This window comes from Nocardioides albus (genome assembly GCF_014648255.1).
GTDB lineage: Bacteria > Actinomycetota > Actinomycetes > Propionibacteriales > Nocardioidaceae > Nocardioides > Nocardioides albus.
The window spans coordinates 1-20,074 of the sequence record NZ_BMQT01000015.1 but is presented as its reverse complement, the minus strand read 5'-3'; the positions used below and the strand labels follow the sequence as shown (position 1 = coordinate 20,074).

The window sequence follows — 20,074 nt, the reverse complement described above, 5'->3', positions numbered from 1 at the left end:
AGCGGACCAGTCCACCCACGAGCGTGGTGCTGGCCGCCGCCGAGCGCGACGTTAGAGTTCGGGGCGTGCCTGTGCCGCAGTACTCTCCCTCGTCCCGTGAGCTCGACGACGTCGAGCTGATCGTCTCCGGAGCCCTTCCCGGGCCGCTCAATGCGGACGGATCGTCCCTGACCCTGCACCTGCCGGCCACCGTCGAGGAGACCGCGGTCGAGGCGGGAGCCGTCGAGATCGTCGACCCCGAGGGGCTCCCGCTGGCGCGGGTCAGCTGGCCCGACGGCGAGGTCACCGGCCTGTCCTCCCCCGCCTACGGTCCCTTCCGACGGCTCTACCTCACCCCGTCACACACCCGGAAGGCGTACGCCGGGCGGACGGTCGTCCCGGTCACCGACGCGCTCACCACCGCCGAGATCGCCGAGATCGCCGACCTCGGCCCCGTGCTGCTGCTCGCTCTCGTCGGACACGGCACCCCGGCGCTCTCCCCGGTGGCGCTGCTGCGCGCGACGCTGCTAGCCGCAGAGACGCTGCCCGACGCGGCCGTGGTCGCGGTCCCGCTGGCTTCGCACGACGACGCCGAGGCCGACCATGCGCTCGGTGTGGCCGTCGTGGAGGCGTACGCAGGTGGGGACCCGATCCACGCGCTGGTCTCCCCCGCCTCGGACGACTACCCCGCCGAGATCGCCGCCGTGATCGACTCCGACCAGCCCGCTCCCGAGGACCAGGGCCTGGTCATCTTCTTCACCGGCCTGTCCGGCTCCGGCAAGTCCACCCTCGCCCGCGCGCTGATGGACCGGATCCTCGAGCAGGGCGCGCGGACCGTCACCTCTCTGGACGGCGACGTCGTGCGCCGCAACCTCTCGGCCGGCCTGACCTTCTCCAAGGAGGACCGGGAGACCAACATCCGCCGGATCGGCTGGGTCGCCGCCGAGATCTCCCGCCACGGCGGCCTCGCCGTCTGCTCCCCCATCGCGCCCTTCGACGCGACCCGCCAGGACGTACGCCGCTACGTCGACGACGCCGGCGGCGCCTTCTTCCTGGTGCACGTGGCCACGCCGCTGGAGGAGTGCGAGCGGCGCGACCGCAAGGGCCTCTACGCCAAGGCCCGGGCCGGCGAGATCCCCGAGTTCACCGGGATCTCCTCGCCCTATGAGGAGCCGGCCGACGCCGACGTACGTGTCGACACCACCGGCCGCTCGATCGAAGAGGCCCTGGAGGACGTCGTCAACGGCCTGCGCGAGGCCGGCTACTTGACCGTCGAGTCGGCTCGTCCTGACCAAAACGAAGGCCGAGTCGGCTCGTCATAACGAGCCGACTCGGCGCGGATCTCGGTCAGGACGCGCGGACTCGGCGGATGGTTACCGCTGCAGGCCGAGGAGTGCCCAGGCTTCGTCGGTGCTCATCGGGGCCCGCTGAGCGACCGCGGCGGCCTCGACGGCTCGCTCGACGAGCTGGCGGTTGGCGTCGACGGGGACACCCTTGACGAGGGTGAGTACGTCCTCCATCCCGACCCGCAGGTGACCACCCATGGCCAGCGAGGTGAGCATGACCGGGAGGGTCGAGCGACCGATGCCGGTCGCCGACCACGAGGTCACCTCGGCCGGCAGCGCAGCGACGGCGGCGACCAGTGCCGCGGAGGTGCCGGGCATGCCACCGGGAACGCCCATGACGAAGTCGACGTGGACCTTGCCGCCCGCGGGGAGCCCGTACTTCCCCAGGAGCCGCTGCAGCGCGGTGACGTGCCCCAGGTCGAAGAGCTCGAACTCCGGCACCACGCCGCGCTCCTGGGTGAGCTGGTAGAGCTCGGTGATGAACGGCCACGGGTTGGAGAAGACGTCGTCACCGAAGTTGGTGGTGCCCATGGTCAGCGAGCACGAGTCCGGCCCCGCGTCGAGCACCTTCAGGCGCTTGTCCAACGGGTCGTGGACCGAGCCGCCGGTGGAGAGCTGCACGATCAGATCGGTCTTCTCGTGGAGCGCCTCGACCGTATCGGTCAGCCGTCCGAGGTCGAGCGTCGGCGCATGGTCGTCGTCGCGGATGTGGACGTGGATCATCCGCGCCCCGGCCTCCTCGCACTCGACGGCCGTCGCCACGAGCTCCTCGAGCGTCGTCGGCAGCTGCGGGCAGTCTTCCTTCGCAGTCTCTGCTCCGGTGGGCGCCACAGTCACAAGAAGTCCAGACATGAGGACAACCTATCGTCATATGCCACTTGGACCGCAAGATTTCCTTCGCCGAGAAGTCAGATTCTGACGCCGAACGGTCAGTTTTCGAGCGCGAGAGGTCAATTGTCGGCACCGACCCGTCAGAAATCAGACCGAGAGGCCAGCCCACCGACAGTTCGTCGGCAGAAACTGACCTCTCGGCCTCAGGAACTGACGTCTCGGCGCCAGAAACTGACGTCTCGGCGGTTAGGCGATCGGGATCGTCACCTCGGCGACGTTTCCGACTGCGGCGTGGACCTTCTTGTCCACGGGCTCCGCCTTCGGCGCGAGCGTACGCAGGGTCCACTCGCCGTCGCCGGCGAAGAACCGGAAGTGGCCGGTGGCCGAGGTGGGCACCTCGGCGGTGAACTCGCCGGTGCGGTCGAGCAGCCGGACGTAGGCACCGTGGACGGGCGAACCGTCACGGGTCACCTGACCCTGGATGACTGCTTCCTTGGCGACATCGACGCCGGCGAGCGAGAGCCCGCCCTCAGTTGCTCCGCACATGCTCAGGCCTCCCCGGGCTCGTCGCCGGTCACGACCGGGACGCCGACGAGAGAGCCGTACTCGGTCCACGAGCCGTCGTAGTTCTTCACGTTCTCCTGGCCGAGGAGCTCCTTGAGCACGAACCAGGTGTGCGAGGAGCGCTCGCCGATACGGCAGTAGGCGATGGTGTCCTTGCTCCAGTCGACGCCGGCCTCGGAGTAGATCTGCTTGAGCTCCTCGTCGGAGCGGAAGGTGCCGTCGTCGTTGGCCGCCTTGGACCACGGCACGTTGGCCGCGGTCGGGATGTGACCAGCGCGCTGGGCCTGCTCCTGCGGGAGGTGGGCCGGGGCGAGCAGACGGCCGGCGAACTCGTCGGGCGACCGCACGTCGACCAGGTTCTTGACGCCGATGGCCTCGACGGTCTCGTCGCGGAAGGCGCGGATCGAGTGGTCCTGGTCCTTGGCGGTGTAGCTGGTCGCCTCGCGGGCGACGGTCTCGTCGGTCAGCTCGCGGGAGTCGAGCTCCCACTTCTTGCGGCCACCGTCGAGGAGCTTGACGTCCTGGTGACCGTAGAGCTTGAAGTACCAGAAGGCGTACGCGGCGAACCAGTTGTTGTTACCGCCGTAGAGCACCACGGTGTCGTCGTTGGCGACGCCACGCTCGGAGAGCAGAGCGGAGAACTGGTCCTTGTTGACGAAGTCACGGCGGACCTGGTCCTGCAGGTCGGTGGTCCAGTCGAGCTTGATCGCGCCCTTGATGTGGCCCTTGTCGTAGGCGGTCGTGTCTTCGTCGACCTCGATCAGCACGACCTTCGGGTCGTCGAGGTGCTCCTCCACCCACTGGGCGGAGACGAGGGAGTTCTCGCGGGTCATCTAGGTACCTTTCGTTTGTTTCTTGCGTTCAGGGTCAGGCAAAGCGCCTGATCAGCAGGTAGATCTCGCAGCCGAGGCAGAACCGGAAGACGGCGTTGAGCACGGCTGCGACGAGCGCGAGGCCGAGGGCGATCTGCGCCACGAGCGTGGCGCCGAGGACGTACGCCGCGAGCGCGACCACCAGGAAGGCGAGGCCGACACCCTGGGCGAACCGGGGCGGTGCCGGGTCCTCGAGCTCGTCGGGAGCACCGAGGCGGGGACGTACGAACTTCTTGAACAACCAAGCGTGCGGGGTCCGCTGAACGCCGAGCCCCGTCCCGATCGCGAAGAGCACCGTCTGGATGACGGTCGCCACGAGTGCCCACGGCTGCGGCAGCAGCAGAGCCAGGAGGATGACGACGACGGTCAGCGCCGCAGCGAACTGCGGGCCGCGCGGGTCGATTCCGGTCTGCGTAGCCGTCTGGCTTGAGGTCTCGGACATAGGTGTGCTCCTGCGAGAGAGAAGGGGATCGTCAGAACGAGCCTGACAGGCGAGAGCGATCCCCGGGTCGACTCGGTCGACAAATCTCAGGGATTCAGCGGCAGGAACGACACAGCGCCGAGCGGACGCGGCAGTGGTCCACTGCGCGGCGCTTGGTCAGCATGGTCGAGAACATGGGAAGACAGTAGCGCGATGCCGATCCCGGCACGAAACGAATGTCTTGAAATATGGACAGATGTATCAGGATTCGAGATCCATGGCAGGAATCGCGCTCAGGACCTGCTCCTTGCGTGGAGCTCCGGAGGCCCGGGCGATCTCGAAACCGCCACCATCGATCACCAGCGTCGTCGGCGTACGCAGGATGTCGAGGCGGCGCACCAGGTCGAGGTGATGCTCGGCATCGACCTCGAGGTGCACCACTCCCGGCACGATCTCCGCCACGTCGGCGAGGATCCGCCGAGTCGCTCGACAAGGCGCGCAGAAGGCGCTGGAGAACTGCACGAGCGTCGCGCGCGCACCGAGCTCTGTCTCGCCGAGCGCATCGGTGACGGCATCCCATGCGTGCGGCTCGCGCGGGTGATCCTCGTGGGGCACGTGAAGCTCCTTCGTACCTCGGAAGCGGCCATCACTGAGCATCCGGAACAGGCCGAACGCGAGGGCGACGGCAATCGCGACGACGGCGACCCAGGCTCCGGTGCTCATAGGACTATTGAACCGGAGATCGGGCCCAGTCATTCCCTCGAGCCACGTCGAAGCCTCTCGTTGGCAGTCTTGAGGCGGCGTACGTCCTCCTCCAGGGCCAGGACGCGGGCGATGCCGGCCAGGTTGAGCCCCTCGGCGAGGAGGTCGCGGATGCGGACGAGGCGCTCCACGTCGGCGAGGGAGTAGAGCCGCGTGCCACCCGAGGTGCGCGCCGGGTCGACCAGGCCCCGGCGCTCGTAGACGCGGAGGTTCTGGATCTGCATGTCAGCCATCTCGGCAGCCACGGAGATGGCATAGACAGCCCTGGTTCGCTCCTTCACGCCATCAATTCTGACATGAGGGCTTGAAATCATGTGTCAGTCAGACTATATGAAAAGTGTAACCGCCAATATAGGTCGGGTGCGACACACGTGCCCGCCCCGGCAGGCCCTTACGCAGGCGAGCCGCCGGGCGCGGGCTCCCACCCTGGAGCCAGTGGCGCACTAGCCGCCCGCGAACGGGGGAAGGAACTCGACCCTGGACCCCGGCGGGACCTCGATCCCGTCGGGGTCGCCTGTGCCCGCCGGCCGATCACCGATGAGTGCTGAGCAGACCTTCAGCACCTCCGGGAGGCGGGTGTCGGCGTGCAGCGCCGCGGCCCGGCGTACGACTTCTGCCAGCGTCAACGGGCCGTCGACCTCGATCCGGTCGGACGGAGTCCCGGCCGCTGACTTGGCTGCGGCCCAATAGCGGACCTCTATAACGTTCGTCACTTTCTCGTGGACAACCTTCCTATGTCACCGAGAGGTTTCGTTAATATGGTCTAACGATCACCTCACCGAGGCTCAATGTTGCGTTTCGGTGCTCTTTCTCTGACTGAGAGGCACCCCCATGAGCTCGATTCTGTTGCTGACCAGTTCGCTCCAGCCTTCGACAGATGTCCTTCCCGGGCTCTCGCTCCTCGGCCATCAGGTGAAGATCCTTCCTGCTGAAGGTAGCGCGCTTCTCGAGGCTCCCGACTCCGACCTGCTGCTGGTGGACGGGCGACAGGAGCTCGCCCAGGCCCGCGACCTGTGTCGGCTGATCCGCACGACCGGCACAGGAATCCCCGTCCTGCTGATCGCCACGGAGGGTGGGCTCGCGGTCGTCTCCCACGACTGGGGCATGGACGATGTCGTGCTGCACACCTGCGGCCCGGCGGAGCTCGAGGCGCGGATCAAGCTGGCGATCGGCCGCAGCTCCGCGGCCCGCGACGCCTCCGACCCCGATGCCCACGTGATCCGCTCGGGTGAGGTCGTCGTCGACGACGCCACCTACACCGCCAAGATCGGCGGCCGCCCGCTCGACCTGACCTTCAAGGAGTTCGAGCTCCTCAAGTATCTCGCCCAGCACCCGGGCCGCGTCTTCTCCCGCCAGCAGCTGCTGCAGGAGGTCTGGGGCTACGACTACTTCGGCGGCACTCGCACCGTGGACGTCCACGTACGTCGCCTCCGCGCCAAGCTCGGCCCGGAGAACGAGACCCTCATCGGCACCGTCCGCAACGTCGGCTACCGCTTCGTGGTGCCGTCGAAGAACAACGAGGCCAGCGCCGACAGCGCTCGGCTGGCCTCTTCTCGTCGCCTGGGGGCCGACGCCTAGGCTGCTCCTATGGCACTCAGCGTCGAGCAGGTTCTGGCCATCGCGAAGGCGACCGAGGCGTACGACGGGGTGGCGCCGCTCGACGAAGCCACCCTGCTGACGCTGCGCAACCGTTCGGAGGACGCGACGATCTGGGGTGACGTACGCGGCTTCGGGCTCTTGATCGGCGCCGAGCTCTCCCTGGTCGTGCTGACCCAGCACCGCGGCGTCGGTCTGGGGCGCCAGCTGTTGCTGCGTGCACCTTCGCTCCCCGCCGGGACGACGGCGTGGTCGCACGGGGACAACCCGGCTGCAGCCGCGCTGGCCGCGAGGCATGGCTGGGAGCGCACCCGTGAGCTGTGGGTCATGCGACGTCCCGTCGCCGGTCTGCCGCCCGCTCCTGCAGCCCCGGATGGGATCGTCGTACGCAGCTTCGAGCCCGGCGACGAGGCCGAGCTGCTCCGGGTCAACTCCACCGCCTTCGCACACCACCCGGAGCAGGGCGGCATGACCGCCGCCGACCTCGCCGAGCGGATGGCCGAGCCGTGGTTCGACGCCGCCGGCCTGGTCACCGCTTGGGAGGGCGAGACCCTTCTCGCGTTCCACTGGACCAAACGCCACAGCGAGACCGATGGTGAGGTCTATGTCGTCGGGGTCGACCCTGCCGCGCAGTCCCGCGGCCTGGGCAAGCTGGTCACGCTCCTCGGGCTGAACCACCTGGCCTCCGCCGGCGTCAGCGAGATCCATCTCTACGTCGAGGGCGACAACACCCCGGCCGTATGTCTCTATGAAGGGCTCGGGTTCACCCGCGCCGCGGCGGACACGCACATCCAGTACACCCGCCGCTAGTCTCTGGTCGCGTGAAGCTGACCGAGTCTCAGAGTGACCGGGCCATCGGGGCCATCGTCGGAACCGCTGTCGCGGACGCGCTCGGGGCGCACTACGAGTTCGACCGTCCTCGACTCGGCGCGGACGAGAAGGCGCAGATGCTCGGCGGCGGGCTCGGCCCCTTCGCCCCCGGCGAGTGGACCGACGACACGACCATGGCGTGGTGCATCCTCGATGCCGCCGCGGGCGGTCTGGATCTGCGTACCGAGGAGGGTCTGACCGCGGTCGGCCGCAACTTCCGGGAGTGGTCGGAGTCGGGCCCCAAGGACATCGGCAACCAGACCGCACGGGTGCTCAACACCGCCGGCGAGTCCCCGACCGCCGAGCGACTGCGCTACGTCTCGGAGAAGCTGCACGAGATGACCCGGCACACCGGCGGGAACGGCTCGCTGATGCGCACCGCGCCGGTTCCGCTGCGTTACCTCGGCAACCGCCCAGCGGTCGCCGAGGCGGCGGTCGCGGTGAGCGCGCTGACCCACTGGGACGAGCATGCGCAGTCGGGGTGCGCACTGTGGTCGCTGGCGATCGAGCATGCGGTGATGCACGGGGAGCTCGACGTACGCTCCGGCCTCGCCCTCCTCTCCCCCGCCGAGGCCGACTTCTGGACCGAGAAGCTCGACGAGGCCGAGACCGAGCCGCCGGCGACGTTCAACCCCAACGGCTGGGTGGTCACCGCGCTGCAGGCGGCATGGTCAGCAATCGCTCAGACCCCGGTGCCCGAGGCCGATCCGGGCAGCCACTACGTCGAGGCCCTGAACACCGCCATCCGGATCGGCAACGACACCGACACCGTCGCCGCCATCGCCGGCGGCCTCCTCGGCGCCCGCTGGGGCGCCTCCGCGGTCCCGGCCGAGTGGCGAGCCCTCAGCCACGGCTACCCCGGCATTCCCGGCGACTTCCTCATCACCCTCACCCACGACGCCGTCCGAGCGGGTCTGCAAGGTCGCTGACCTCGTGTTCCGACCGGCCCCCGCCGTTCCTCTGAGTTAAAGTGAGGTCGCTGCACGGCGCAGCGTCAACGTGCTTTCGGGGGCATCGTGGCGTACGAGTTCGGGGTCGACTTCGAGTCGCTGATCACTGCTGCCTCGGGTCTGAACGACACGATCGAGGCGCTGAAGAAGAAGGACGTCGAGGACTTCGTGCCGACCTCGGACATGCTCGGCAGCGACGAGGTGTGGTCCGCGGTCGAGGAGTTCAAGGACCGCTGGGAGGAAGGCCTCAACAACCTCAGCGAGGACGTCTCCAACATGGCCGGGACGCTGGGAAAGGTGGCCGGCAACTACGCCGAGCTCGACAGCGAAGGCGCCGACCTGATGAAGGGCGCGCTCGCCGCGGTCCGTGACTTCGGCGGGCAGAGTGCCTGACTTCGAGATCAAGGGCGACCCGGCCGGAGTCCGCTCCCGAGCCCGCACCATGGTCACGAAGGCCGACCTCTTCAGCGACACCGGTTCCGCGTTGCGCGACCTGGACACCAAGAAGGGCTGGTACGGCCGATCAGCCGAGCGTTTCGGCGACAAGAACGATCAGGAGCCGACCCGATGGTGGGAGGCGGGTGGAGCTTTCCGGTCTGGTGGAGCAGCACTCAATGCGTACGCCGACGCTCTCGAGCACGCGCAGAACGAAGCGTCTCGGGCAAAGGCGGAGTACGAGCGCGGCGACGACGCCACCCGAGAGGCCAAAGCTGCGTACGTCGAATACGAAGGCCGATACAACAAGCTGAAGTCCCAGGCGATCTCCGACGGCCTCGCGTATCCCTGGGCGAAAGAGCCTTTCTCCGACCCCGGCGACGAGCTCCGCAAGAACGCCTTGGAGATCTTCGCCGCTGCGAAGCGGGGTCGCGAGGACGCCGCCCGCATCTGCGCTGCCGACGTACGCTCCGCCTGCCGCAACGCGCCCGAGAAGCGCAACTGGCTGGAGAACAGGATCCACTCGAACATCGAGATCCTCAAAGGCGCCGCTGAAGCGACGTGGGAGCTCGTCGAGATGGGTTTCAGCAAGTACAACCCCCAGTGGCAGATGACCAAGTCGATGCTCCGGGGGCTCGGGCTCATGGAGGAGAGCGAGCTCACGACCGAAGAGCTGAAGATGCAGTTCCAGCTCGACGGCGAGATGCTCGAGCAGGCGTGGGGGGCTGCGAAGAAGGACCCGCTCGAGTTCGGCAAGCAGCTCGGCAAAGGGATGCTCGACTGGGACACCTGGGCCGACAACCCCGCCCGTGCGGTCGGCCACCTGCTCCCCGACATCATCGCCGGAATCCTCACCGGCGGCACCGCCGGTGCCGCCAGCCGTGGCCTACGGATCGGCGCCAGCATCGCCGACACCATCGGCGACATCGGCGGATCCGCCAAAGGCCTCACCCGGGCCGCTGACGCAGTCGACGGGATCGGCGACACGTTCAACGTCGGCAAGAAGCTCTTCGGGTCGACGCCGACGCCACAGATCGACCTGCCCGGCAACGACGCACCGGGCGATGGTCCTCGCAGCGCGCCTCCCGTCCCTGACGCCGCTGGGCCACCGCCGTCAGGGGCTTCCGGGACCCCGGCTGCACACAGCCCAGCCCCGGAGACGTCCGCATCACCGACGAATCCGGCAAGCGATCCGGCGCGTCCCGAAGCGACGACACCGACAAAGCAGAGCTCTGCTTTGTCGGTAGGCGACGGCACCACTCTCGACGCATCGCCAGCGAGCCATGGCGCGACACCGATTCCAGATTCGTCACCACCTACGAACCCGCCTGGGCACGGACCGTCCGCCCCGGGCGCCGCCAACGATCCGATGAGCCGGCTCGAATCCCGCCTGGGCGCGATCTCGGACACAGGTCAGAACTTCCTGGAAAGCAGGCTCGGTGGACATGGGGACGTGAGCCCCACCCCGACACCCAGCGACTCTCCGATCTCTCGACTCGATGGCGACCCCGAACCGAAGGTTCCCGATCCCGATCTCGATGACAGGTCCGACGTCGATGGCCAGCCACCAACCGAGGATCCCCTACGTCCGGGGCCCACTCCTGACGGCGACAGCGACTCTGTGGACGAGCCCGAGGTCGATCCACAAGGTTCATCCGACAGGGAGGGAGTCGCGCCCGGCGAGGACCCCGTACAAATCGAGGACCACGCCAAACCCGAGGCGAAGCTCAATCGGGACGACTATCCCAACACACAGGACTACGCCGGAGAGGCCTACAACAGGATCAACCCCTACCTGCGGGGTGAGTACGACGCGCCGCCGTTCATGGGCGCCGACGACATGATCGACGGCGTCAAGCGAGAGCTCGACTCGCTGCCGCCAACCCAAGAGGTCAGCCACCGTGGCATGTACATGGAACGCTCGATGGTCGACCGGCTTTTCAGCGGCGAACGCTTCTCCGACCCGGCGTTCCTGAGCACAACCAAGTCCCCGGACGTCGCCAGCAACTGGATCGATGAACTCCACGACAACCGAGACCCAGATGCCGCGCCCAAGGACAAGGTACTGGTGCGAGTCGAGGGTCACACCGGCCGAGATATCAGCGACATCTCTCTCAACTCCGGCGAGAAGGAGATCCTCTTCAAGCCCGGCACGGAATTCGACGTTGTCGGAAGGCATTGGAACGATTCGGCTGGGCGTTGGGAGATCGAGCTACGCGAAGTCGGTCACCCCGACCCTGGATCTCATGCAGGAGACCGCCTCGACCCGCCGTCGGTCGACAGTCAGCACATCGACGGCCGCACGGACGACGGCTCGACAAACACATCCGATAGCGCTGACACCGTTAATGATGCGAGTGCGATTGAATCCGAAAGGTCGTACACCGACCACCCAACCGAATGGGGAAGCGGGCAGTACGACCCCCTCCTCGACGCACACCTTCCGCATCTGGACGCTCCCGAGTCAATTGGAGAATCCGTAAAGCATGTCAACGAACTCGGATTCTGGGCAGACCCGCAGAGATTCGGAAATAACTGTCATAACGTCGTCGAGGCGCTGGAGCTGCGTGCCCGTGGATACGATGTAACCGCGCAGCCTACCGTTGAAGGGGCTCAGGTCAACCTCGGCGCAGCAGCGACGCCCGGGGCTCCATCCACGTTTGAAGGAAGGCATCTGCCCAATATCGAATCCGGATGGCATGAAGCTGACGGCACAACCCGAACCTTCGAATACCTCAGCGATCACGGAACCGCAAGCCCAACGCAAGCTCTCGAAGCGTACGCAAGCGATTTTCCTGCTGGCGCTCGAGGCTTCATCACTGGCCAGTGGCAGAACGAGGGCACCGGACACATCTTCTCCTTCGTCAAAGAAGCCGACGGGTCCGTCAGGCTCATCGATGGCCAGACGAATACCCCCGACGCAGGGAATCACCTGAACGAAATGCGTTTCAACCAACGCCATCAGAATCCCTGGGATGACATTCGAGTATTGCGGGTCGATGATCTGGAACCCACTTCCGATATTTTGCAGGCTGCACGCCCGAACACCCCGGAGAATCATGCGGATACCGTGTCCTGGGCTCAGGCAATACGCAACGGCGAACCGACGCAACTCCCGGACTCCATGGTCCAGAATGAGTTGGACAGCAATACGAGATGGCGCGAACGAAACGATAGCCTGTATGAAAATCTGGAGTCCGCAAGCCGAGACCCAGAGGCCACCGCTACGGAGCGCAATCAGGCATCCCAAATGCTACGGGCGCTGCGCGAACAGAACCATCGCCTCGAGTGGGGTAGATACAATTTCGAGATGCGCATCTACGAAGCACGATTAGCGGATATAAACTCAAGCACCAGGAGAACATGACAATGATAACCTTCGACGAAGCACGCTGGATAGCGCGTCGATACCTGGAACACTATCCGCCAGCCATGTCCGGGACCCTCTATGTATCTCCCGAAGGCTTCGAAGACGATGAACACTACATGCCCGTATACGGCGCGCGGGAATACTTCATCGACGGCGTTGGGCCATACGCACGGATGGACAACACCGTTCTTTTCATCGACAAGAGAACCGGCGAGATCACGCAAGACATCCATGTAGCCGCACTGGATAAGATCCGGAGGATGACGCCGGTCAACACGACCATCGACATCGACATGTCGGAGGCGCCGTCAGATGACTTCATGAGCCTCACGCCACCTCCCGCGCGCATGCAGGTAGATCCTGGCCCTCCTCCGCCGCCCCCGCGGCCGCGCAGCAAGCAACCTCCGGTCGACCCAATGGCCGAACGAGCACGGAAGCTCATCCAGGAACTCCGCCGCGTGCCAGCCTGGTGGGGTGTGAGCTTCCGAGGATTCACCCGAGAGTCGCAATTCGGGGTGGGCACACGTAGCGCCGTGGCGAGGGGGCTGGTACCGGCGTCGCGCAATCTGCGGATGGCCACGGAGAACTTCACCTGCACCGGGGCGTACGCGATCGTCGGCCCCGATGGGCGGGCGATCGAGAGCATCGCGATCAAGGACGAACAGGAGATCGTGTTCCTGCCCGGCACGTTCTTCCAGTTCATCGGTGACTACGAAGTCGACGGGTTCCCGATCCGCTTGGTCAACCAGACCACCATCGATCCTGCCGACCGCGCCGAGGTCGACTGGGACAACATCCGCAACCGCGTCGCCGCCCTCCACGAACACGAGACCAAGAAGGTCAAAGGCACCTACCGGATCTACACCCCCGGAAAGTTCATCGGCGACATCGACTGACTTGGGCTCGCCGCTTCGCGTACATGACCAGATGCAACCCAGGAGGAGCCGTACTCGTGACGACCGACGGTGCTGACGCACTCGCAGTTCTGAACAGCTGGTTCGAAGCGCGTGGGCGCGACACGTCGGCATCGACCCTCGATGCGTGGAGCATCAGCAGGCACAAGGACGCATGGGTCTTCAGCCCAGGCGGCGGGCGGCGTACGAACCGACTCCATATGGTGCGGAATGGTCTAGTCGTCGCCTACTCGCCATCGACGGAGCCGACCGATGCTGCGTACGCGCGGATGAAACTCGAGGCGGCCAACACCTTCGGCCCGGCAGGCCCGGAGGATATCGCTGGCACGAGGCGGCATGACCTTCCCGACGGCACCTACTACTACCTAGAGGAGCGCGATCCGCCCTTGGATTTCGGGCCAGTTGTTCTACGTGCGACTGTCACCGATGGATATCCACAAGACGAACATTGGAGTCTGCAGGAGAAGACCTGGATCCCCTCCCAGCGCCTCAACCCGTATCGGACTGGCCGAGGCAGACTCCATTTGTTTCGCGCACCAAAAGACCTGGCAGAGCGATGGCGTACCGATGTCCAACGCCGCTGGGACGCGGAGAACGACGAAGCCCCTGCTCTCTCAGGTCGGACGCCAGACGAGGACGCGGCGGCGGAGCGCGCGAAGTCCCTCCTCAAGGAGCTTCAGTCGTTCCCGGGTTGGTCGGGAATCAGCTTTCGCGGCATGAGCGCCGCCGCCGAGTTCGGCAAGACCGCCAACACTGCCGTGGCCCGCGGGCTGGTGGCGACCTCCCGCGACTCCCGCGTCGCCACGGAAAACTTCACGACGCCCGGCGTCTACGCCGTCATGGGAACCGAAGGACGCGGGATCGAATCCGTCTCCCGCCACCCCAAAGAGTTCGAGGTGCTGTTCCTCCCCGGCACTGCATTCGGCATCGTCGGAACCATCGACGTCGACGGCTATCCCGTGATCCTGGTCCACCAGGCCAAACTCCCCACCGAGAACCCTGACATCGACATGGCCGACTTCAAGGCCCGTGCGCGCAACGCCGTCGCCAGCGGACGAGCAGGAGCCCAGGTCCCAATCACCTCGCCCGGCAAGTTCATCGGCGACATCGATTGAACGGGCTCAGCCTGTGACAGCGTCCCTCGGAAAAGAGGTGGTACCCGCGCGGTGAACGAACGTTCGTTCACCCGGGGAGAAACCCATCAGAACCCAGCACCCTCAGCCGATCGCGGCGACGTTACGCACCTCGGTGTCGTGGACCTTCTCGGCGTAGGACGCGACGGCTTGAGCGATCTTGTCCAGGGCATCCGCGGAGCGCCCGCCGGCGGCGACCAAGGCAGACTGGGCCTGGTCGTGCGCCTGGCGGGACTGGTCCTCGCCGGTCGTCTGCCAGCCGGCGATGAGAGCAGTGACGTCCTCGGCGATCCGGTCGAAGAAGGTACGCAGCTCCGCGGCGGTGCCCTCCAGCATCGTGGACAGCTCGAGCAGCGCCTGCTCATCGGCTTCCAGCGTGACTTCGGCGCCCATCACGACCGCCCGTCCAGCTTGGCCAGCGCCTGCGACGACAACATGTCCTCGAGCGAACGCCCGCCGGCAGCGGTGCCTTCGTCGTTGCCCTGGTGAATGAGGTCGATGGCGTAGAGACCGCCGGCGTACTCCGCCATCTGCTCGCCGAGCTTCGCGGTGTTCTCGAACCATTCGGTGATGGCTTCGCCGAACCCCTGCGCGGCGCTGCCCTTGAAGGTCTCGGTCGCCTCGTCCAGCTTCCCGCCGAGACCCGTGAGGATCCCCTGCAGCTCCTTGATACGCGCCTCAACAAGCTTGGCAGCCTGGGTCTGTTGCCCGATGACGATCCGAATCTCGCCCATGGGTGAAGCCTGCCCCAGCCAGCCCTGATTGACCAGTGGGTCAGGACCGAAGCGGACGGATGTGGAGGCCGATCTCGGGGTCGACGAGGACCTCCTGCGAGACCGGCATCCCGTCGACGACGAGCTGCGCATCCACCGGTACGTTGCGCTTGACCAGCCCCAACGCGATCGGCCCGAGCTCGTGGTGACGAGCCGACGAACCGACGAAGCCCACCGTCTTCTCCCCGAAGACCAGCTCCGAGCCGGCAGCCGGGAGGCGGTTCTCCGAGCCGTCGAGATGGAGCAGCACGAGACGACGCGGCGGGCGGCCGAGGGTGTGGACACGGGCGACCGTCTCCTGGCCGCGGTAGCAGCCCTTGTCGAGATGGACCGCGTAGTCCGGGCCGACCACGTCCGCCGCGCCCGGCACCCAGCCGACCTCGTTGGGGATCGTGCGGGCATCGGTGTCCACGCCGAACCGCGGCTCGCCGCGCTCGATCCGGAGGGCCTCGAAGGCCCAGAACCCGCAGGCAGGGCCTGCGGCAGCGGCGTACGTCTCCAGGGACTCGCGCGGGACGAACGAGTAGCCACCTCCCCGCCAGACCACCGCCTGTGACGGCTCCAGCGAGACGGTGACATCCGACCAGAACTTCATCCGCTCGAGATAGCCCGCCAGCGCCTCACCGGCACCCGGCTCGGTCCACGCCAAGAACGCGGTGCCGTCGTCGACACCGGAGAAGAAGTGCTCGACATGGCCCTGCGGCGAGAGGACCAGGGCCGAGGTCCAGACACCGGGAGCAAGCCCCTCGAAAGCCTGCGAGGTCAGCGAGTGCAGCCAGGTGAGCCGGTCGGGCCCGGCGATCCGGACCACGTCACGGTGAGAGAGGTCGACGAATCCTTCGCCGGAGGCCAAGGTCCGCTGCTCCAGGTTGAACGAGCCGTAGTGGGCGGCGACGGGTGCATCGGCACCATCGCCGGCGACGGCACCGGACAGAGACAGCAGCGGGCTGGGGGTTGTCATCAGGGCTCCTCAGAAGAACAGTCGACACACGCTCCGAAGACGGTCAGATGAGCGACATCTGCCTCGAAGGCGTACTCCTCACGCAGCCGCTCGCAGATACCGTCGGCCACAGAGGGGTCAACACTGGTGACCTTCTGACACTTCCTGCACACCGCATGAAAATGCGGACGACCGGAGACCGAGTGGTACGTCGAGGCCCGCTCGCCCAGATGGGCATGGCGCACCAGGCCGAGCTCCTCGAGCACCTCGAGGTTGCGGTAGACGGTGGAGAGGTTGATCGCCGAGGACGACTCGCGTACGACCGCGAGCACCTCCTCAGGGGTGGCGTGCCGCAGCTGCTCGACGGCACCGAGTACCAGCTCGCGCTGGGGCGTGAGGCGATAGCCCTTCGCGCGAAGGGCCTCCCGCCAGTCCTCAGCCGCTTCGGTCATCGCGACTACTTGTTGACGCGCTTGAGCCGCGCCCACAGGTGCGGCTGCAGGGCCTGGCCCATCGCCGCCATGTCGAAGGCGTAGAGCAGGTCGCCCTCGACGTTGCCGTAGAGGCGCTTGCCCGCGGTGTATTCCTTCGCGGTCTCGGTGCGGCCGACCGCGTCGGTGGTGACATCGAGCTTGGCACCCTCGGCCTTGCCGTACCAGACCTCGACGATGCCGGTGCTGTGCGTCATCACCCACTCGACGTCCCCTCCGGGACGGAAGCGGAGGAAACCGGTCTCCAGCGCCGCGTCGCGCACCTTCTCCCCCGTCTCGGGGTCGATGATCCACGAGCGCGCGAAGTAGTGGAAGAACGGTCGCCCGTCGTGGGTGAAGATCAGCTCCTGCCCGAACTCGAACTTGTCGATCGTCGGATAGTCACCGTGCCCGTTGCCCTGCCAGGTGCCGAGCATCCAGGCGCAGGGACCGGCATCGGGGTGAAGGTTCTCCGGAAGTTCGAAAGCCACACCCCGAGTTTAGGCCGTACGCGGCCCGCGACCCGAAACGCAAGCGCTAATGTGCACAGCATGCAAGAACTCGTGGTGAAGGTGACCGTCGGCGCGGAGGCGCCCGAGCGTACGAACCAGGCCTTCACGGTCGCCTCGGCGGCCGCGACAGCGGGTGCCAAGGTGTCGCTGTGGCTCACCGGTGAAGCGACGTGGTTCGCGGTGCCCGGGCGTGCGGAGGAGTTCAAGCTCGAGAACGCCGCGCCTCTCCAGGAGCTCATCGGGCTGGTCATGGAGAGCGGTCAGATCACGGTGTGCAGCCAGTGTGCCTCCCGCCGCGACCTCGCCGAGGACGACCTGATCGACGGCGTCTTCATCAAGGGCGCGTTCGTGTTCGCCGAGGAGATCCTGCGCGACGGCGTGCAGGCGATCGTCTACTGAGTCGGCACCGTGAGAATCACACGGATGTAGTTCCAGGTAGCAGCGGAGTTAATCCTCTCGGAGACTCCACACACCGCTTGGATCGCCGTTAGCATTCACCCTCGTGAGCACGCAGACCCCCAGTGGCAAGTGGTGGAGCCGTGATTCGGCCACCCAGCCGGGTGACGACGAGGACCTGACGGCGCGTGCTGCGGAGCTGGCCCGCGCCGCTGCCGCAGCCGAGTCGCTCCGCATCTCCGCCGAGCAGGCGGCCGCCGAGCAGGCGGCCGAGCGGCTGGTGGCCGAGGAGTCCGCTGCCAAGCACGCCACCGCCCGCGCACAGGCCGACGAGACCGCCAAGCTCCATGCGGAGCTCGCGGCCGACGCCCACCAGGCACGCGAGGCCGCCGAGAAGGCCGCGGAGGAGTACGCCCGCGCCCGGGTCGAGGCGGAGAAGCTCGCCGACGCCCGCACCAAGGAGCGCGTCGAGGCCGAAGAGGCCGCAGTGGCGAGGGGCAAGGAGCTGGAAGAGGCCGAACGTCGTCTTCTCGAGGCGTCTCGTGTCGCTGAGGAGCAGGCCCGCGCCCGCACCGAGGCCGAGGAGGCCGCCCGCATCACGGCCGAGGAGGCCACCGCTACTGCGGCCGCAGCCGCCGAGGCCAACACCAAGGCCGCCGAGCACGCCGAGCTGGCTCAGGCCGCCTACGCCGCACGCAGCGTCGCCGAGGCGGCCGCCGAGGACCGTCTCGAGGAGATGGACGAGCTTCGCGACGCCCTCGCCGCTGCCGAGAAGGCCGCCCGCAAGGCCGCCGACGAGGCCCGTGCCGCTCACCAGGCCCGCAGCGAGGCAGAGGCCGCGGCCGAGGCCGCCTACACCGCCCGCACCGAGGCCGACACCCGTTCCGAGGAGCTCGCGCGGATGCGCGAGGAGGCCGACGCGGCCGCCGCCGGCCGAGCCGACGAGGCGCTGGCTGCGTTCACCGCGCGCCAGGCAGCCGAGCAGGCCGCCAACGACCGCGCGGCCGAGGCCGAGCAGTCCGCTGCCGCGCGGATGGTGGCCGAGGAAGCCGCGGCCGCGATGGCGACCCAGGCCGAGCAGGCGGAGCAGGCTCGCGAGGAGGCCGAGGCTGCAGCCAAGGCTGCCTACGCCGCAGCCGAGGCCGCTGCGACCGCTCGCGCCGAGGCCGAGGAAGCGGCCAAGGAGGCCTTCGAGGAGCGCAAGTCCGCCGACGCCAACGCCGAGGACCACGCGATGACGCGGGCCGCCGCCGAGGCCGCGGCCGCCGACCAGTACGCCGTGGCCGCCGAGGCACTCGCCGCCCGCACCGAGGCGGAGGAGGCGGCGCTGCGTGCCTTCAAGGCCGCCGACGCCGCCAACGACGCGCGCCTCGAGGCCGAGAAGAGCGCGAAGCAGTACGCCGAGTTCGCTGCCGCCGCCGCCCACGAGGCCAACGAGAACGAGGAGCGCTACCGGCAGCTCACCGAGCTCGCCTCGCAGGCCGAACAGGCGGCCGAGTCCGCCAACCTGGCCCGGATGGCAGCCGACCAGCGTGCCTCCGAGCACGCCGACCTCGCCGTGCAGGCCATGGAGAGCCGGCGCGCCGCCGAGCGTGCCGCGACCGAGGCCAACGAGGGTCGTCGCGCGGCGGAGACCGCGCTGCGCGCCGCCCACGAGGCGATGACCGAGGTCGTCACCGGACAGGCCCGTGAGCGGGAAGAGGCCGAGCGCCGGATGACGGACATGATGAACCGTCTCGCCGACGTCCAGGAGCAGGCCGCCGAGGCCGTGCGCCTTCGGGTCGAGGCCGAGGAGGTGGCCGGCCAGAAGGCGATCGACCGTCAGGCCGTCGAGGCATCGATCCTGCACAACACCCAGCTGGTCGAGAAGGCCATCGTGGACCGGCAGATCGCCGAGCGTCGCAGCGCCCAGCTCGCCAAGCAGCTCGCCGACCTGCGCGAGGCCGTCATGCTCGCGGTCAAGGGCGGCAGCACCAACAAGCGTGCGATGCAGGCCCTCGAGCTCACCCTCGCCGCTACGCCGTCGCCGCCCGAGGCGAAGCTGCCCGTCCCGGACGCTCCCAGCGAGCCGCTCGTGGTCGACCCGGCCCCGGCGATCGACCTGAGCCCGGCGGCCACGACCTCCGAGCCTTCACCGGCGGTCGAGCCTGTCGAGGCCACCGCCCCTGCGCCGATCGAGTCGTCCCCACCCAAGTCCGGTCCGCCCACCGCTCCGGTGACCCTGCCCGAGCGGCAGCCTGGCAAGACACAGGGCGCCATGAGGGCGTCCGAGGACCTGCCCGACACTCCGAGCGACGCGCTGCCGCAGCGCTCCAGCGGTTGGATGGCGGCGGTCAAGCTCGCCGAGTCCGGCAAGTTCCCCAACGCCAAGATCCCCGGGGCCGGCACCGGCGTACCCGAGCCCACCCAGCCTCCCGACGACGCGGCGGCCGAGAAGATCGGGACGAAGAAGCTCACCGTCCGCACCTTCAAGCCCGAGGACGGCTCGCTCATGACCGAGAGCACCGTCACGGTCACCGAGGAGGGTGTGCTCGACGTCCGCAAGGACGAGCAGACCCACACCTACGACCTCTACGACACCCACACCGACATCACCATCAAGGGCCAGCCGACCACGGATGAGTGGGTCGTCGAGTTCAACACCGACGAGGCCGGTGCCGTCCAGATCGACAAGTCGATGGTCGACGCCGAGGCCTTCCAGCGCGAGGTGCTGCGTTGGCGCCCCGACATGGCCGGCTAGATGTACTCGGCCATCACGTTGGTGACAGTCGGCTGATCGGCGGGAGTCCTCCGAGTGCGCTGTGGCGTCGGACAGTGTTGTAGCGCTCGAGCCATGGTGCAAGCGCTGCTGTTCGGTCGGTGTTGGTGAGGTAGGCCTGGTGGTAGGCCCACTCGGTGGCCAGGGTGCGGTTGTAGCGCTCGACCTTGCCGTTCTGCCAG

Annotated in this window: 23 protein-coding genes; 10 read left to right on the top strand and 13 right to left on the bottom strand. The window is 67.5% G+C overall.

Annotated features, from left to right (window positions below):
• Positions 1-65 precede the first annotated feature (65 nt).
• Positions 66-1,301 carry an adenylyl-sulfate kinase gene (gene cysC / locus IEY84_RS24705; RefSeq protein ID WP_183550387.1) on the top strand — a complete coding sequence of 412 codons (1,236 nt, stop codon included), beginning with the start codon at positions 66-68 and terminating at the stop codon, positions 1,299-1,301.
• Between the two features lie 51 nt (positions 1,302-1,352).
• Here the strand turns inward: cysC and IEY84_RS24700 are convergent, their stop codons facing one another.
• The 7 genes from IEY84_RS24700 to IEY84_RS24670 form a co-directional block, all read right to left on the bottom strand.
• Entirely contained in the window at positions 1,353-2,177 is an 825-nt protein-coding gene (locus IEY84_RS24700) for a beta-keto acid cleavage family enzyme (protein ID WP_183550390.1), read from the bottom strand.
• A 225-nt stretch (positions 2,178-2,402) separates the two neighbouring features.
• Positions 2,403-2,702, bottom strand: coding sequence for a DUF1416 domain-containing protein (locus IEY84_RS24695; RefSeq protein WP_183550393.1), 300 nt, complete (start codon positions 2,700-2,702; stop codon positions 2,403-2,405).
• A gap of 2 nt (positions 2,703-2,704) precedes the next feature.
• Positions 2,705-3,553: a sulfurtransferase gene (locus IEY84_RS24690; RefSeq protein ID WP_183550396.1), complete on the bottom strand. Its 849-nt coding sequence runs from the start codon at positions 3,551-3,553 to the stop codon at positions 2,705-2,707.
• 34 nt (positions 3,554-3,587) lie between these two features.
• A complete protein-coding gene (locus tag IEY84_RS24685) occupies positions 3,588-4,034 on the bottom strand; it encodes a DUF4395 domain-containing protein (RefSeq protein WP_183550426.1) in 447 nt (148 codons plus the stop codon).
• 240 nt (positions 4,035-4,274) lie between these two features.
• Positions 4,275-4,736: a thioredoxin family protein gene (locus IEY84_RS24680; RefSeq protein WP_183550429.1), complete on the bottom strand. Its 462-nt coding sequence runs from the start codon at positions 4,734-4,736 to the stop codon at positions 4,275-4,277.
• Between the two features lie 29 nt (positions 4,737-4,765).
• Entirely contained in the window at positions 4,766-5,056 is a 291-nt protein-coding gene (locus tag IEY84_RS24675; RefSeq protein ID WP_229788983.1) for a MerR family transcriptional regulator, read from the bottom strand.
• Positions 5,057-5,218: 162 nt separating this feature from the next.
• Complete coding sequence (locus IEY84_RS24670; RefSeq protein ID WP_183550435.1) at positions 5,219-5,488, bottom strand: MoaD/ThiS family protein; 270 nt, start codon at positions 5,486-5,488, stop codon at positions 5,219-5,221.
• 118 nt (positions 5,489-5,606) lie between these two features.
• Here IEY84_RS24670 and IEY84_RS24665 point away from each other — a divergent pair, with 118 nt between their 5' ends.
• The 7 genes from IEY84_RS24665 to IEY84_RS24635 all read left to right on the top strand — a co-directional run bounded on the left by IEY84_RS24665 (position 5,607) and on the right by IEY84_RS24635 (position 14,025).
• Positions 5,607-6,353 (top strand): response regulator transcription factor, encoded by a 747-nt coding sequence (locus tag IEY84_RS24665; protein ID WP_183550438.1) that lies wholly within the window; start codon positions 5,607-5,609, stop codon positions 6,351-6,353.
• A gap of 9 nt (positions 6,354-6,362) precedes the next feature.
• On the top strand, positions 6,363-7,181 hold the full coding sequence (gene mshD, locus IEY84_RS24660) for a mycothiol synthase (protein ID WP_183550442.1): 819 nt from the start codon (positions 6,363-6,365) through the stop codon (positions 7,179-7,181).
• An 11-nt stretch (positions 7,182-7,192) separates the two neighbouring features.
• Positions 7,193-8,170 (top strand): ADP-ribosylglycohydrolase family protein, encoded by a 978-nt coding sequence (locus IEY84_RS24655; protein WP_183550445.1) that lies wholly within the window; start codon positions 7,193-7,195, stop codon positions 8,168-8,170.
• Between the two features lie 87 nt (positions 8,171-8,257).
• Positions 8,258-8,584 (top strand): hypothetical protein, encoded by a 327-nt coding sequence (locus IEY84_RS24650; RefSeq protein ID WP_183550448.1) that lies wholly within the window; start codon positions 8,258-8,260, stop codon positions 8,582-8,584.
• On the top strand, positions 8,577-11,993 hold the full coding sequence (locus tag IEY84_RS24645) for a putative T7SS-secreted protein (protein ID WP_183550451.1): 3,417 nt from the start codon (positions 8,577-8,579) through the stop codon (positions 11,991-11,993). The genes IEY84_RS24650 and IEY84_RS24645 overlap by 8 nt, the downstream gene beginning before the upstream one ends.
• Positions 11,994-11,995: 2 nt before the next feature.
• Positions 11,996-12,892, top strand: coding sequence for a hypothetical protein (locus tag IEY84_RS24640; RefSeq protein ID WP_183550454.1), 897 nt, complete (start codon positions 11,996-11,998; stop codon positions 12,890-12,892).
• A gap of 56 nt (positions 12,893-12,948) precedes the next feature.
• Positions 12,949-14,025, top strand: coding sequence for a hypothetical protein (locus IEY84_RS24635; protein WP_183550457.1), 1,077 nt, complete (start codon positions 12,949-12,951; stop codon positions 14,023-14,025).
• Positions 14,026-14,127: 102 nt separating this feature from the next.
• Here IEY84_RS24635 and IEY84_RS24630 read toward each other — a convergent pair whose 3' ends face one another.
• The 5 genes from IEY84_RS24630 to IEY84_RS24610 are packed head-to-tail and all read right to left on the bottom strand — an operon-like array spanning position 14,128 to position 16,717.
• Positions 14,128-14,436 carry a hypothetical protein gene (locus tag IEY84_RS24630; RefSeq protein ID WP_183550460.1) on the bottom strand — a complete coding sequence of 103 codons (309 nt, stop codon included), beginning with the start codon at positions 14,434-14,436 and terminating at the stop codon, positions 14,128-14,130.
• Entirely contained in the window at positions 14,436-14,777 is a 342-nt protein-coding gene (locus IEY84_RS24625) for a WXG100 family type VII secretion target (RefSeq protein ID WP_183550464.1), read from the bottom strand. The genes IEY84_RS24630 and IEY84_RS24625 overlap by 1 nt, the downstream gene beginning before the upstream one ends.
• Before the next feature lie 40 nt (positions 14,778-14,817).
• A complete protein-coding gene (ygfZ, locus tag IEY84_RS24620; RefSeq protein WP_183550468.1) occupies positions 14,818-15,777 on the bottom strand; it encodes a CAF17-like 4Fe-4S cluster assembly/insertion protein YgfZ in 960 nt (319 codons plus the stop codon).
• The gene (locus tag IEY84_RS24615; RefSeq protein ID WP_183550471.1) at positions 15,777-16,208 is read right to left on the bottom strand and encodes a Fur family transcriptional regulator; all 432 of its coding nucleotides are present in this window, start codon (positions 16,206-16,208) and stop codon (positions 15,777-15,779) included. The genes ygfZ and IEY84_RS24615 overlap by 1 nt, the downstream gene beginning before the upstream one ends.
• A gap of 5 nt (positions 16,209-16,213) precedes the next feature.
• The gene (locus IEY84_RS24610) at positions 16,214-16,717 is read right to left on the bottom strand and encodes a heme-binding beta-barrel domain-containing protein (RefSeq protein WP_183550474.1); all 504 of its coding nucleotides are present in this window, start codon (positions 16,715-16,717) and stop codon (positions 16,214-16,216) included.
• A 60-nt stretch (positions 16,718-16,777) separates the two neighbouring features.
• Here IEY84_RS24610 and IEY84_RS24605 point away from each other — a divergent pair, with 60 nt between their 5' ends.
• Both IEY84_RS24605 and IEY84_RS24600 read left to right on the top strand, forming a co-directional pair.
• A complete protein-coding gene (locus tag IEY84_RS24605; protein ID WP_183550477.1) occupies positions 16,778-17,137 on the top strand; it encodes a DsrE family protein in 360 nt (119 codons plus the stop codon).
• Positions 17,138-17,240: 103 nt separating this feature from the next.
• The gene (locus tag IEY84_RS24600) at positions 17,241-19,874 is read left to right on the top strand and encodes a coiled-coil domain-containing protein (RefSeq protein ID WP_189129322.1); all 2,634 of its coding nucleotides are present in this window, start codon (positions 17,241-17,243) and stop codon (positions 19,872-19,874) included.
• Between the two features lie 13 nt (positions 19,875-19,887).
• Here the strand turns inward: IEY84_RS24600 and IEY84_RS24595 are convergent.
• Positions 19,888-20,074: integrase core domain-containing protein (locus IEY84_RS24595; RefSeq protein WP_189129321.1), on the bottom strand; the 187-nt coding region annotated here is incomplete at its 5' end.